Below are 13,497 nucleotides of genomic sequence, written 5' to 3' on the forward strand. Positions count from 1 at the left end.
TGCGTTGCACAGAACGATCTGGAAACCCCTTCTGCGGCAGCAGCCAGCCTTGAAGCCAGCCGCTTCCGGTCAATTCCCTTCGAGGAACGACTTCAGCTTGTCCGACCGGCTCGGGTGACGGAGCTTTCTCAGCGCCTTCGCCTCGATCTGACGGATCCGTTCACGCGTCACGTCGAACTGCTTGCCGACTTCTTCGAGCGTGTGATCGGTGCTCATCTCGATACCAAAACGCATGCGCAGCACCTTCGCCTCGCGCGGCGTGAGGGAATCAAGCACGTCCTTCACGACGTCACGCATGCTCGCGTGCAGCGCTGCATCGGCCGGCGCGACCGTGTTCGTATCTTCGATGAAGTCGCCCAGATGCGAATCGTCGTCGTCACCGATCGGCGTTTCCATCGAGATCGGCTCCTTCGCGATCTTCATGATCTTGCGGATCTTGTCTTCCGGCATCTCCATCTTTTCAGCCAGCGTCGCCGGATCCGGCTCGAGACCGGTTTCCTGCAGAATCTGACGCGAGATGCGGTTCATCTTGTTGATCGTTTCGATCATGTGAACCGGAATCCGGATCGTACGCGCCTGGTCCGCGATCGAACGCGTGATGGCCTGACGGATCCACCACGTTGCGTACGTCGAGAACTTGTAGCCGCGGCGATATTCGAACTTGTCCACCGCCTTCATCAAGCCGATGTTGCCCTCCTGGATCAGGTCCAGGAACTGCAGGCCACGGTTCGTGTACTTCTTCGCGATCGAGATCACGAGACGCAGATTCGCCTCGGTCATTTCACGCTTCGCCTGACGCGCCTTCAGTTCGCCGGCCGCCATCTGACGGTTGGTTTCCTTCAGGTCCTTCAGCGGCAGCACGACGCGCGCCTGCAAGTCGAGCAGACGTTGCTGCTGTTCGCGGATCGCCGGAATGTTACGCGTGAGGATCGCGCTGTACGCGTGACCTTCGCCGACGATCTTTTCCGACCATTCGAGGTCCGTCTCATTGCCCGGGAAACGCGCGATGAACTCGGCACGCGGCATGCCGCACTTGTCGACGACCGTATGCAGGATCTGACGCTCGACCTGACGCACTTCGTCCACCTGCGCGCGCAGCGTGTCGCACAGCCGCTCGACGGTACGCGCCGTGAAGCGGATCATCATCAACTCGTTCTGAATCGTTTCCTGAGCCTTCAGATACGCCTTCGACTTGTAGCCTTCCTTCTCGAACGCACGACGCATCTTGTCGAACCATTCGCTGATCGACGCGAATTTTTCGAGCGACGCGCGCCGGAGCGCCTCGAGCTGTGCCGCATTGGCCGTAGCCTGCGCGGTGCCGTCGTCTTCCTCTTCTTCCTCTTCTTCCTCTTCGGCTTCCTCTTCTTCAGCCTCGATCGCTTCCGCTTCCTGCTCGGAGAAACCGTCCGCGTCCGCGTTGGCGTCGATCAGGCCGTCGACGAGTTCGTCGATACGGATCTCCTCGTTCGCCACGCGCTCGGCCATCGCGAGGATGTCGGCGATCGTCGTCGGGCATGCGGAGATGGCCATCACCATATGCTTCAGGCCGTCCTCGATGCGCTTCGCGATTTCGATTTCACCTTCGCGCGTCAGCAACTCGACCGTACCCATTTCGCGCATGTACATGCGGACCGGGTCGGTCGTGCGGCCGAATTCGGAGTCGACGGTGGAGAGCGCGACTTCGGCTTCTTCCTCGACTTCATCGTCCGACGAAGCCGCCGGCGCGTTGTCGTTCAGAAGCAGCGTTTCAGCGTCGGGCGCCTGCTCGTACACCGCCACGCCCATGTCGTTGAACGTGCTGATGATGCCTTCGATCGCTTCCGTCTCGGCGAAGTTGTCCGGGAGGTGATCGTTGATTTCGGCGTACGTCAGGAAGCCGCGTTCCTTGCCGAGCTTGATCAGCGCGCGCAGTTTCGCGCGACGCTCCTCGAGCTCTTCGGCGGTGCCCGGCTGCGTGGACGCAAACGCGTCTTTCAGCAGCGCTTTTTCCTTTGCGCGGCGGTCGCGTGCCTTGACCTTTTCGACCTTGACCGGAACGACCGGCGCTGCTGCCTCTGCGTTCTGGGTTGCGTCGTCATCGACGGATACTTCGTTCAGCTTTTTCGTCATGGAGTTCGCCATACCGGCTATAGTCTCGACTCGCGGCTGCTGGACAACAGCCGATTGAACCGTGGATACTGGAGTCTCGCGCACTGCCGCATTGTCCTTCGCGACAGCCGCTTCCCTGGTACTTCTGGAACCTGGCCGCTTCGTTGCTGGCTGCGTGGTCTTTGAAGCTTTCGAGGCGCCAGCCGCGTTAGCTACAGATGCCGCAACCGGCGCCGCTCGCGCGGCAGAAGTGGACGGGGATCTCTTCCCAGGAGGAGGCGCGACGCTCGTGGCAGACGTTTTTTTCGCGGAAGAAGAAGCAGACTTGGCCTGCGTGACCTTTCTGGTCGGCTCCTCGGAGCCTTTGCCCGTCGCTTTCTTTCCGCCCGTAGTCTTTACCATCGCAATTCGCCCTCTTGCCTGGAAAACAAACAAAACTGCAAACAAACTGCTGTGAACCTTTTATTATAGCACCTCAGGTTCCAGCACCCCCCATCACAGCCCGAGTTGACGTTTCATGTCCGCCCGCCTGCGGTTCAGATCGGTATATTCAACCAGCTCTTCCGGCGTGTGCCGGGACTGTCGCGACAACTGGTCGAGCCGCGCGCTGTACGCGTCATAGCTCATCCTGAAGATCGCCGCCTTCAGTTCCTCGCCGACAATCCGCTCCTGCTCGCGACGCTCCTCAGCGACCGTTTCGTCCTCAGGATTCTTCAGCAGCAGGTCACGCACGTTTTCATCATAGTCCAGAATTTCGCGGAAAATTTCTTCGAAAGTCGGGGCATTTGCGCTGTTTCTAAGCAGGTCCGACAGCAACTGAAACTCGGCCGCTTCGCCCAGCGCACGCGCATGGGTCGTCACCTCCTCGAACAGTTCGCCGTGACGCGTCACCGTCAGCAGCGCCTGCTCAGCGTCTTCGTCCAGCACGGCGACGATGCGCGGGTGCATCACCAGGTTGCGCAGCGCCCGCTGTTCGATCCCGGTCACGCTACGACGATCCTTGCGCGGCGGCGCGGCGCGCGACGCCGCGGCAATCCGGGCATCGACCTCGCAAAGCGCGGCCACTTCGTCGAACGGCACGTCGAGCCGGTCGGCGAACATATGCATGATCTGGGCGCGCAGCGCGTTCGCCGGCAGCGCCTGTAACAGCGGCTTGGCGTCGAAGAGCGCGCGCGCCTTGCCTTCCGGCTGATCCAGCTCCTTGCCGGTCAGCACCTCGTTCAGCATGAACTGCGACAGCGGCATCGCCCGGGCGACCTGCTCCGAGAAACCCTCGGTGCCGAACTCGCGCACATAGCTGTCCGGATCGTGTTCCGCCGGCAGGAACAGGAAGCGGATCGTGCGGTTGTCAGCCGCGTGCGGCAAACAGGCATCCAGCGCGCGCCGCGCGGCGCGGCGGCCTGCCGAATCGCCGTCGAAGCTGAAGATCACTGTCTCCGTCTGGCGCATCAGTTTCTGCACATGAACTGGCGTACACGCCGTTCCGAGGGTCGCAACCGCGTTCTGGAACCCAAGCTGCGCCAGCGCGACGACATCCATATATCCTTCGACCACCAGCACGTACTGCTGCTCACGGATTGCAAGGCGCGCCTCAAAAAGGCCGTACAGCTCGCTGCCCTTGTTAAATAGAGGCGTTTCCGGCGAATTCAAATATTTGGGCTCGCCGCTGTCCAGCACGCGACCACCAAAGCCGATCACCTGCCCCTTGACGTTGCGGATCGGGAACATGATCCGCTCGCGAAAGCGGTCATAACGGCGGTTCTGACCCTGTGCATCGGACTTTTCGCTGACGATCACGAGCCCGGACTCGACAAGTGAATCGTCCCGGTAATCGGGGAACGCGGATTCGAGGTTCTGCCAGCCGTCCGGCGCGTAGCCGAGCCCGAAACGGGCCGCGATTTCGCCGGTCAGTCCGCGTTTTTTCAGGTACTGGATGGCGTTGGGTGCGCCACGCAGTTGCTTGCGGTAAAAGTCGCACGCGACCTGCATCACGTCTGAGAGCGCGGTAGTGACGGCTTTCGATACAGCCGGCGCATAACCTTCACCCCCGCCTCCGCCGCGCATCGGCGAAGGTTCCTGCGGCACCGTGAGGCCCACCGATTGCGCCAGCTCGTTCACCGCCTCAGGAAACGTCAGCCCGGCGTGCTCGATCAGGAAACCGATCGCAGTGCCGTGCGCGCCGCAACCGAAGCAGTGATAAAACTGCTTAGTCGGACTAACGGTAAACGAAGGGCTCTTTTCGTTGTGAAACGGGCACAGGCCCATGAAATTCGCGCCGCCCTTCTTCAACTGCACGAAACGACCGACCACGTCGACGATATCGACGCGGTTCAGCAGATCCTGCAGGAACGAGTGCGGAATCACAGTGGAAAGGCGGCCTCGGATGACATGAAAATCCGGCGGCAAGCCGGCGTGGCTTGCCGCATGCGGATGGGGTGTTACTTCGCGAGTGCTGCCTTGACGAGCCCGGACACGGCCGTCATGTCCGCGCGGCCAGCGAGCTTCGGCTTGAGCACGCCCATCACCTTGCCCATGTCCTGCGGGCCGGCGGCGCCCGTCTGCGCGACCGCAGCCTGCACTTCGGCGGCGACTTCGGCGTCGGACAGTTGCTGCGGCATATAGGCCGTGAGCACGGTGAGTTCGGCCGCTTCCTTGTCGACGAGGTCGGTGCGCCCCGCCGCTTCGAACTGGCTGATCGAGTCCTTGCGCTGCTTGATCATCTTGTCGATAACGGCCGTGATCGCCGTATCGTCGAGCGTCACGCGCTCGTCGACTTCGCGCTGCTTGATCGCGGCAAGCAGCAGACGGATCGTGCCGAGACGTTCGGTCTCGCGCGCCCGCATGGCGGCTTTCATGTCGTCGTTGATCTGGTCCTTGAGACTCATCACTCACCTGATTGCGTTGAATTTAAACAAGCCTGATGAACAAGCCCTGAAATCGGTCCGGCAACGCGCATGCGTCAAGACAAAAACCCGCTTGGGACACCTTCCTCAAGCGGGTTGTCGTAAATTCGCGTAATGGATGCGGCCTCACCGGTGCGGCCTTCCGGCCTGGGTTTTTCCGCTTGCGACGACATCGGCTGGATGCCATCACCGGTTGCCCGCCATTGCGCTCAAAGCGACGGCGGCGAGCAAGGAATCAGTAAAGCTTTTTGGGCAGCATCTGGCTGCGCAGACGCTTGAAGTGCCGTTTGACCGCGGCCGCCTTCAGGCGCTTGCGTTCTGCCGTTGGTTTTTCGTAAAACTCGCGCGCGCGAAGTTCGGTGAGGAGACCGTTCTTCTCGATCGTGCGCTTGAAGCGGCGCATCGCGACTTCGAAGGGCTCGTTATCTTTTACGCGGATAGTCGTCATTTTTCAATAACGGAGCTTTGCAAAGGTTTGAAATTATAGCAGACGTTTCGCACAAAGATATGACGCCGTCAAGCCCCCAAAACCTGCTCCGCGGCCGCCTGGCCTGCCGCGACACCCGACGCCCACGCCCACTGGAAGTTGTAGCCGCCCAGCCAGCCCGTGACGTCGACGGCCTCGCCGATGAAGTACAGCCCGGGTACGCGGGCGCTCATCATCGTCGAAGAAGACAGCTCGCGCGTGTCGATGCCGCCGCGGGTGACTTCGGCCTTGCGATAGCCTTCGGTGCCGTTCGGGGTGAGCGTCCAGCGCGAGAGCGCCTCACCGATCCGGCGCAGCGCCCTGTCCGGCAGATCGGCGACGCGCGCCTCGGCTGGAATCGCGTGCGTCTCCAGCCACACGTGCGCGAGGCGCGTCGGCACCCACTCGGCGAGCAGGTTCGCGATCTGCCGCTTCGTGCCGGTTTTCGCCTCCAGGAGCGCCGTCGGGGCGTCCCGGTCCGGAAGCAGGTTCACGTGGATCGGCTCGCCCGGCTGCCAGTAGCTCGAAATTTGCAGCACGCCCGGGCCGGACAGCCCGCGATGGGTGAGGAGCAGATCTTCGATGAATTCACCGCCGGTCTTTTTGCTGCCGGTCGCCAGCTGGACTTCCAGCGAAACGCCCGATAGCGCCGAAAACGGCGCCCAGTCGTCAGCGGCGAACGTCAGCGGCACGAGCGCCGGGCGCGTATCGATCAGCTTGTGGCCGAACTGCTTCGCGAGACGGTAGGCGAAGTCGGTCGCGCCGATTTTCGGAATCGACAATCCGCCGGTCGCCACCACGAGGGCGCGCGCGTGGATCGGGCCGGCGTGGGTGTCGAGCGCGAAGCCCGTGGTGGCGTCGTGCCTCACCTGCTCGACGGCGAGCGGACGGCGCCACGCTACGTTGCCGGCGTCGCATTCGTGCTTCAGTATGTCGATGACCGCTTCGCTCGACTGGTCGCAGAAGAGCTGGCCCTTGTGCTTCTCGTGCCACGTGACGCGGTGGCGCTTGAGAAGCGCCATGAAATCGCGCGGCGTGTAGCGCGCAAGCGCCGAGCGGCAGAAATGCGGATTCGCCGACAGGTAGTTGCCCGGCCCGGCGTACAGGTTCGTGAAGTTGCAGCGACCGCCACCGGAAATGCGGATTTTTTCCGCGAGGCGCGGTGCGTGGTCGATCAGCACCACGCGCCGGCCGAGTTGCCCGGCCACCGCCGCGCACATCATGCCCGCCGCGCCCGCGCCGATCACCGCAATATCGAAGGATTCCATGGCGCGCATTGTACCTGCCGCCCTTCGCGCCCCTGCCGGCGCTGCTATACTTTGAGGCTCGCCCTTACCTTTCGGACGCCTTCGCGGCGCCCGTCCAGCCCCCGAATCATGCTCGTTCTCGGCATCGAAAGCTCCTGCGACGAAACCGGTCTCGCGCTCTATGACACAGAGCGCGGCCTGCTCGCGCACGCGCTGCATTCGCAGATCGCCATGCATCGAGAATACGGCGGAGTGGTGCCGGAACTGGCGTCGCGCGACCACATCCGTCGCGCGTTGCCGCTGCTCGAAGAGGTGCTCGAGCGAGCCGGAGCGGCGCGCACCGAAATCGACGCAATCGCGTATACGCAGGGGCCGGGGCTCGCCGGCGCGCTGCTCGTCGGCGCGAGCATCGCCAACGCGCTCGCGATGGCGTGGGACCGCCCGACAATCGGCATTCACCATCTCGAAGGGCATCTGCTCTCGCCGCTGCTGGTCGACGCGCCGCCGCCGTTTCCGTTCGTCGCGCTGCTGGTGTCGGGCGGACATACGCAGCTGATGCGCGTGACCGACGTCGGCGAATACGAAACGCTGGGTGAAACGCTCGACGATGCGGCCGGCGAAGCCTTCGATAAAACAGCGAAACTGCTCGGCCTCGGGTATCCGGGCGGCCCGGAAGTGTCGCGGATGGCGGAGTTCGGCACGCCGGGGGCGGTCACGCTGCCCCGTCCGATGCTGCATTCCGGCGACCTCGATTTCAGCTTCAGCGGCCTGAAAACCGCGGTGCTGACACAGACGAAAAAACTCGGCGGCAACGTCTGCGAACAGGCGAAAGCGGACCTCGCACGTGGTTTTGTCGATGCGGCCGTCGATGTACTCACGGCGAAATCACTGGCGGCGCTCAAGAAGACGAAGCTCAAGCGGCTCGTGGTGGCAGGCGGCGTCGGCGCGAACCGGCAGTTGCGCGAGGCGCTGTCAGGCGCCGCGCAAAAGCGCGGCTTCGAAGTCCACTATCCCGATCTCGCGCTATGCACGGATAACGGCGCGATGATTGCGCTCGCGGGCGCGCTGCGCCTGCAGCGCTGGCCGGAGCAGGCTGGCAAGGACTACGCGTTCACGGTGAAGCCGCGGTGGGATCTGTCGTCGCTGGCGCGCTAGCGACGAAGCATTCATCAAGGACACTACAAACCATAACGGCCGCAATCAGCGGCCGCTATGTCATCCAGCGCAAGGCGCGGCGCCAGCTATCGCACGGTGCGCTTGTCGTTCTCGATCAACGCATACGCGCTGTGATTGTGGATCGACTCGAAGTTCTCGGCTTCGAGCACATACGCGACGATCCGCGAATCCGCGTTCAGACGCTGCGCCACGTCGCGCACCAGGTCCTCGACGAACTTCGGGTTCTCGTAGGCGCGCTCGGTCACGAACTTCTCGTCGGGACGCTTCAGCAGGCCCCACAGTTCGCACGACGCTTCTTCTTCCGCGATACGGATCAGGTCTTCCACCGGCACGTCGTCGGCGAGCTCGACGTTGATCGTCACGTGCGAGCGCTGGTTATGCGCGCCGTACTGCGAGATTTTCTTCGAGCACGGGCACAGGCTCGTCACCGGCACCAGCACCTTCAGGAACAGACGCGTCATGCCGTTGCGCGTGTCGCCGGTCAGCGTCACGTCGTAATCGAGCAGGCTTTCGACGCCAGAAACCGGCGCGGTCTTGTTCACGAAGTACGGAAACGACACCTCGATACGCCCCGCTTCGGCTTCGAGTTTTTCCAGCATCGTGGCCAGCATCGCGCGAAACGCGGCCGTGTCGAGCGGCGCGCGGCTCTCTTCGAGCAGCGCGACGAAACGCGACATGTGCGTGCCCTTTACTTCGGCGGGCAGATGAACATCGAGGCTCCACGTGCCGATCGTCGGCTGGGCGTCGCCGCGCGGCGTGCGTACGGTGAGCGGATGGCGTACCGCCTTCACGCCCACGCGCTGGATCGCGATCTGGCGCGTATCGACGGTGCTCTGCACGTCGGGCATCACGAAAGCGGGATTCATCTGGTTCATGTTGTTGTCCTCGCCGGCCGCGCGTATCGATTCGCGCAACCGCATGCGCCGGCATGCCGCCAACGCTGCGCGACGGGCCAGGCGGCCCGTCGGTTCGTCTGAAGAGAAATTGCCGCCTCAGGACGGCCGGGGCATCACGCGACGCGCTTGACCGACTTGCCGGCGGCGTGATCCACGAAGCGTTCGCGGATCGATTTCGCGATGCCCGCGGCGTCGAGACCACATTGCGACAGCAGCTTCGCCGGATCGCCGTGGTCGATGAAACGGTCAGGCAGGCCCAATTGTAAAACGGGCCGGATAATCCCGCTCTCAAGGAGGGCTTCCACGCAGGCCGAACCCGCGCCGCCCATCACACAGCCTTCTTCGACCGTGACAATGGCATCGTGCGTTTCGGCGAGCTTGCGAACCAGCTCGGCGTCGAGCGGCTTCACGAAGCGCATGTTCGCGACGGTGGCGTCGAGCTGTTCGGCAGCCGCGAGCGAAGGCGCGACCATCGTGCCGAACGCCAGAATCGCAATGCGCTTGCCGGCCGGTTGCGACGTCTCGCGACGGATTTCGCCCTTGCCAAGCGGAATCGCGGCCATCTGCCTGACCGTCGCCACGCCCGTGCCGGCGCCACGCGGATAACGCACGGCTGTCGGATTCGGCTGTTGCAGCGCCGTGTACAGCATCTGACGGCATTCGTTTTCGTCCGAAGCCGCCATCACCGTCATGTTCGGAATGCAGCGCAGGAACGCCAGATCGTACGCGCCCGCGTGCGTCGCGCCGTCGGCGCCGACGAGACCCGCGCGGTCGATCGCGAACACCACCGGCAGGTTCTGCAGCGCGACGTCGTGGATCAGCTGGTCGTAGGCGCGCTGCAGAAACGTCGAATAGATCGCGACAACAGGCTTCATGCCTTCGGCAGCCAGGCCGCCCGCGAACGTCACCGCGTGCTGTTCGGCGATGCCGACGTCGAAATAGCGATCCGGGAAGCGCTTCTCGAACTCCACCATGCCCGAGCCCTCACGCATGGCCGGCGTGATGCCGACGACGCGCGCATCGAGCTCGGCCGCGTCACACAGCCATTCGCCGAAAACCTGCGTGTAGGTCTTTTTCGCGGGCGTGGCGGACGGCTTGATGCCCTCGGCCGGATTGAACTTGCCCGGACCGTGATACAGCACCGGATCCGCTTCGGCGAGCTTGTAGCCCTGGCCTTTCTTCGTGACGACGTGCAGGAATTGCGGGCCGCGCAGTTCCTTGATGTTCTGCAGCGTCGGGATCAGCGAATCGAGATCGTGACCGTCGATCGGACCGATGTAGTTGAAGCCGAATTCCTCGAAAAGCGTCGCCGGCACGATCATGCCCTTCGCGTGCTCTTCGAGCTTGCGGGCGAGGTCGAGCATCGGCGGCGCGACGCGCAGCACACGCTCGACGCCCGCGCGCGCGGCTGCGTAGAAGCGGCCCGACATCAGACGCGCCAGATGGCGGTTCAGCGCGCCGACCGGCGGCGAAATCGACATGTCGTTGTCGTTCAGGATGACGAGCAGCGGCACGTCGTCTTCGACGCCCGCATTGTTCATTGCTTCGAACGCCATGCCGGCCGTCATCGCGCCGTCGCCGATCACGGCGATGCCCATGCGGTTTTCACCCTGCAGCTTGCTCGCGACCGCCATGCCGAGCGCGGCCGAAATCGACGTGCTCGAGTGTGCCGTGCCGAACGTGTCGTATTCCGACTCGTCGCGCTTCGGGAAACCCGAGATGCCGCCCTGCTGACGCAGCGAGTGCATCTGGTCGCGGCGACCCGTCAGGATCTTGTGCGGATACGTTTGATGGCCGACGTCCCAGACGATGCGGTCGCGCGGCGTGTCGAACACGTAATGCAGCGCGATCGTCAATTCGACCGTCCCGAGATTGGACGACAGGTGGCCGCCCGTCTGCGAGACGCTGTCGAGCACGAAGGCGCGCAACTCGTCCGCAAGCGGTTGCAATTGGCGGCGATCGAGGCGGCGCAGGGCCGCCGGGTCGTCGATGGTTTTCAGCAAGTCGTACATCGTCGTTCCATTGTAGGAAAACTTACGCGCCCGCACTTCGTTACGCGCACCCGGTGTGAATCGTGCGCGGCGGCGGGCTTTCGCGTTTTTAACTCACCCGGTCAACGACCAGGTCAGCGAGCTCGGCCAGACGCCGCGCACGCGCGCCAAACGGCGCGAGTGCGGTGTGCGCGTCCGTGCGCAGCTGTGCGGCAAGCGCACGCGACGCGTCGAGCCCGATAATCGACACGTAGGTCGGCTTGCCGTCCTTCGCGTCTTTACCGGCGGTTTTGCCGAGCGTGGCGGAATCGGTCGTCACATCGAGAATGTCATCGACGACCTGAAACGCCAGGCCCACAGCCGCTGCATACACATCCAGCGAGTTCATCGCATCCACCGAAGGCGTCGTGCCCGCCAGCGCGCCCATGCGCACCGAGGCGCGCAGCAGCGCGCCGGTCTTCATGCGGTGCATCGTTTCGAGCTGCGCGCGCGTGAGCGTATGGCCGACGCTTGCCAGATCGATCGCCTGGCCACCGGCCATGCCGGTCGAGCCGCTCGCGAGCGCCAGTTCGCGCACGAGCGCTGCCTGCTGCGCGGGCGCCAGCACGGCGTCCGTCAGCGTAACGAAAGCCTGCGACTGCAGCGCATCGCCGACCAGCAGTGCCGTCGGCTCGTCATACTGCACGTGTACCGTCGGCTTGCCGCGACGCAGCGCGTCGTCGTCCATGCAGGGCATGTCGTCGTGGACGAGCGAATAGACGTGAATCATTTCGAGCGCGCACGCCGCCGCGTCGAGGCATTCGGGACGCGCATCCGTCAGTTCACCGGCCGCATGAACGAGCAGCGGACGCACCCGCTTGCCGCCGCCCAGCACGGCGTAGCGCATCGCTTCGTGAAGCGTGGCGGGTTCGGTCGTCTGTGCCGGCAGGTAATGATCGAGTGCCGTCTCGACGCGATCGAGTACCGACCGCATCCATTGTTCGAAAGTCATAGGTCGTCTCCGCTCTCCCCAGCGGCTGTGCCTGCGGCGTTCGTCGGCAGCGGCCTGAGCGTCTCGCCATCGAGAACGCGAACCTGCTGTTCGACCTTTTCCAGTTGTTGCTGGCAGAAGGCCACGAGCGCCGCGCCACGCCGGTAGGCGGACAACGATTCCTCGAGGCTCAGACTGCCGCCTTCCATGCGTCCGACAAGGCCTTCGAGTTCCGCCACCGCCGCCTCGTAGTTTTCGGGCAGCGGCACGCCGCTTGCGTCCTGCGCGGATGCTGCAGCGGTGTCGTTCGGTGCGGTCTTCGCCATGAGTCGTCGCAAAATTAAAACAAGTCGGACATTCTACGGCAAAAGCGCAAAACCCGACCCGCTCGTGGTCGCACGTCAACTATCCGACAGCTTGCACCCGACAGAAAAAAAGCGGTCGATTGCCCCGCGAAATCGCGGACTTCCGTAACAATTTTGACCCAAATCAGGCACTTAAGCGCCCCATGAAAGGGGAAACAGGTATAATTGCCGGCTCCCTAAATCGAATCTTCGATGGTTGGGTTGTTCACTGCTTTCACGTTTTCATCGGGAGTGGGAATGTCCAATCTGAGCAATGCATTGCAGCTGAAATCCGTTCACAGTCAGTTGCCAGTCACGGCTTACTTTGACGAAGCGCTTCTTACGCGCGAAATCGACACCCTTTTCAGAAAAGGTCCTCGCTACATCGGCCACGATCTCATGGTGCCCGAAGCGGGGAATTATTTTGCCTTGCCGAGCGAGAGCGAGGGGCGCGTGCTCGTCCGTAACCAGCAGTCGCAGGTCGAACTGCTGTCGAACGTGTGCCGTCACCGCCAGGCGATCATGCTCAACGGCCGCGGCCAGACGCAGAGCATCGTCTGCCCGCTGCATCGCTGGACGTATGACCTGAACGGTCAACTCCTTGGCGCCCCCCATTTCGCTGACAACCCCTGCCTGAATCTCGGCGCCACGCCGCTGCAGAACTGGCAGGGCCTGCTGTTCGAGTCGCAGGGGCGCGACGTCGCGAGCGATCTGGCAAGGCTCGGCACGAAGCAGCATTTCGACTTTTCGGGCTTCATGTTCGATCACGTCGAAGTTCACGAATGTAACTACAACTGGAAGACCTTCATCGAGGTCTATCTGGAGGATTACCACGTCGCGCCGTTCCATCCGGGCCTCGGCAGCTTCGTTTCGTGCGACGACCTGACGTGGGAATTCGGCGACTGGTACAGCGTGCAGACGGTCGGCGTCCACAAGGATCTGGAACAGCCGGGCAGCCCGACGTACCGCAAGTGGCATGACGAAGTGCTGCGTTTTCGCAATGGCACGCCGCCGGAATTCGGCGCGATCTGGATGGTGTACTACCCGGGCATCATGATCGAGTGGTATCCGCACGTGCTGGTCGTGTCGTGGCTGATTCCGCGCGGTCCGCAGAAAACGACGAACGTCGTCGAGTTCTATTACCCTGAGGAAATCGTGCTCTTCGAGCGGGAATTCGTCGAAGCCGAGCGCGCCGCCTATATGGAAACGGCTCGCGAAGACGACGAAATCGCCGAACGCATGGACGCCGGGCGTCGTGCGCTGATGGAACGTGGCGAATCGCAGGTCGGCCCGTATCAGAGCCCGATGGAAGACGGCATGCAGCACTTTCACGAGTTTCTGCGCCGCGAGCTCGGCGTGATCTGAAGAGCGGTCGCCCACCGGGCGCCGCCACGCGAATCGACGGAAAGACGGGCT

Annotated in this window: 11 protein-coding genes; 2 read left to right on the top strand and 9 right to left on the bottom strand. The window is 63.2% G+C overall.

Annotated features, from left to right (window positions below):
• Positions 1-69 precede the first annotated feature (69 nt).
• The 5 genes from rpoD to BLV45_RS22330 all read right to left on the bottom strand — a co-directional run bounded on the left by rpoD (position 70) and on the right by BLV45_RS22330 (position 6,725).
• Positions 70-2,490: an RNA polymerase sigma factor RpoD gene (gene rpoD / locus BLV45_RS22310; protein ID WP_090536615.1), complete on the bottom strand. Its 2,421-nt coding sequence runs from the start codon at positions 2,488-2,490 to the stop codon at positions 70-72.
• 93 nt (positions 2,491-2,583) lie between these two features.
• A complete protein-coding gene (dnaG, locus tag BLV45_RS22315) occupies positions 2,584-4,452 on the bottom strand; it encodes a DNA primase (protein ID WP_090536617.1) in 1,869 nt (622 codons plus the stop codon).
• A 74-nt stretch (positions 4,453-4,526) separates the two neighbouring features.
• On the bottom strand, positions 4,527-4,973 hold the full coding sequence (locus BLV45_RS22320; RefSeq protein ID WP_090536620.1) for a GatB/YqeY domain-containing protein: 447 nt from the start codon (positions 4,971-4,973) through the stop codon (positions 4,527-4,529).
• A 253-nt stretch (positions 4,974-5,226) separates the two neighbouring features.
• Entirely contained in the window at positions 5,227-5,439 is a 213-nt protein-coding gene (gene rpsU, locus BLV45_RS22325; RefSeq protein WP_090536623.1) for a 30S ribosomal protein S21, read from the bottom strand.
• A 68-nt stretch (positions 5,440-5,507) separates the two neighbouring features.
• On the bottom strand, positions 5,508-6,725 hold the full coding sequence (locus BLV45_RS22330; protein WP_090536626.1) for a BaiN/RdsA family NAD(P)/FAD-dependent oxidoreductase: 1,218 nt from the start codon (positions 6,723-6,725) through the stop codon (positions 5,508-5,510).
• Positions 6,726-6,833: 108 nt separating this feature from the next.
• Here BLV45_RS22330 and tsaD point away from each other — a divergent pair, with 108 nt between their 5' ends.
• A complete protein-coding gene (gene tsaD, locus BLV45_RS22335; protein WP_090536628.1) occupies positions 6,834-7,859 on the top strand; it encodes a tRNA (adenosine(37)-N6)-threonylcarbamoyltransferase complex transferase subunit TsaD in 1,026 nt (341 codons plus the stop codon).
• Positions 7,860-7,945: 86 nt separating this feature from the next.
• Here the strand turns inward: tsaD and folE2 are convergent, their stop codons facing one another.
• The 4 genes from folE2 to BLV45_RS22355 all read right to left on the bottom strand — a co-directional run bounded on the left by folE2 (position 7,946) and on the right by BLV45_RS22355 (position 12,063).
• Positions 7,946-8,755 (bottom strand): GTP cyclohydrolase FolE2, encoded by an 810-nt coding sequence (folE2, locus tag BLV45_RS22340; RefSeq protein WP_090536820.1) that lies wholly within the window; start codon positions 8,753-8,755, stop codon positions 7,946-7,948.
• A 134-nt stretch (positions 8,756-8,889) separates the two neighbouring features.
• A complete protein-coding gene (gene dxs / locus BLV45_RS22345) occupies positions 8,890-10,788 on the bottom strand; it encodes a 1-deoxy-D-xylulose-5-phosphate synthase (RefSeq protein WP_090536629.1) in 1,899 nt (632 codons plus the stop codon).
• Positions 10,789-10,876: 88 nt separating this feature from the next.
• Positions 10,877-11,758: a polyprenyl synthetase family protein gene (locus tag BLV45_RS22350; RefSeq protein WP_090536630.1), complete on the bottom strand. Its 882-nt coding sequence runs from the start codon at positions 11,756-11,758 to the stop codon at positions 10,877-10,879.
• On the bottom strand, positions 11,755-12,063 hold the full coding sequence (locus BLV45_RS22355) for an exodeoxyribonuclease VII small subunit (RefSeq protein WP_090536632.1): 309 nt from the start codon (positions 12,061-12,063) through the stop codon (positions 11,755-11,757). Before BLV45_RS22355 ends, BLV45_RS22350 begins: the two co-directional genes overlap by 4 nt.
• 276 nt (positions 12,064-12,339) lie before the next feature.
• Here BLV45_RS22355 and BLV45_RS22360 point away from each other — a divergent pair, with 276 nt between their 5' ends.
• Complete coding sequence (locus BLV45_RS22360) at positions 12,340-13,446, top strand: aromatic ring-hydroxylating oxygenase subunit alpha (protein WP_090536634.1); 1,107 nt, start codon at positions 12,340-12,342, stop codon at positions 13,444-13,446.
• The last annotated feature ends 51 nt before the right edge of the window (positions 13,447-13,497 follow it).

It is taken from the genome of Paraburkholderia sartisoli, assembly GCF_900107685.1.
GTDB classification, from domain to species: Bacteria; Pseudomonadota; Gammaproteobacteria; order Burkholderiales; family Burkholderiaceae; genus Paraburkholderia; species Paraburkholderia sartisoli.

Excerpts from the sequence above, each read along its gene's own strand:
- BLV45_RS22320 (WP_090536620.1), bottom strand. The coding sequence starts at position 4,973 with ATGAGTCTCAAGGACCAGATCAACGACGACATGAAAGCCGCCATGCGG.
- rpoD (WP_090536615.1), bottom strand. The coding sequence starts at position 2,490 with ATGGTAAAGACTACGGGCGGAAAGAAAGCGACGGGCAAAGGCTCCGAG.
- BLV45_RS22355 (WP_090536632.1), bottom strand. The coding sequence starts at position 12,063 with ATGGCGAAGACCGCACCGAACGACACCGCTGCAGCATCCGCGCAGGAC.
- rpsU (WP_090536623.1), bottom strand. The coding sequence starts at position 5,439 with ATGACGACTATCCGCGTAAAAGATAACGAGCCCTTCGAAGTCGCGATG.
- dxs (WP_090536629.1), bottom strand. The coding sequence starts at position 10,788 with ATGTACGACTTGCTGAAAACCATCGACGACCCGGCGGCCCTGCGCCGC.
- folE2 (WP_090536820.1), bottom strand. The coding sequence starts at position 8,755 with ATGAACCAGATGAATCCCGCTTTCGTGATGCCCGACGTGCAGAGCACC.
- BLV45_RS22350 (WP_090536630.1), bottom strand. The coding sequence starts at position 11,758 with ATGACTTTCGAACAATGGATGCGGTCGGTACTCGATCGCGTCGAGACG.
- BLV45_RS22330 (WP_090536626.1), bottom strand. The coding sequence starts at position 6,725 with ATGGAATCCTTCGATATTGCGGTGATCGGCGCGGGCGCGGCGGGCATG.
- BLV45_RS22360 (WP_090536634.1), top strand. The coding sequence starts at position 12,340 with ATGTCCAATCTGAGCAATGCATTGCAGCTGAAATCCGTTCACAGTCAG.
- tsaD (WP_090536628.1), top strand. The coding sequence starts at position 6,834 with ATGCTCGTTCTCGGCATCGAAAGCTCCTGCGACGAAACCGGTCTCGCG.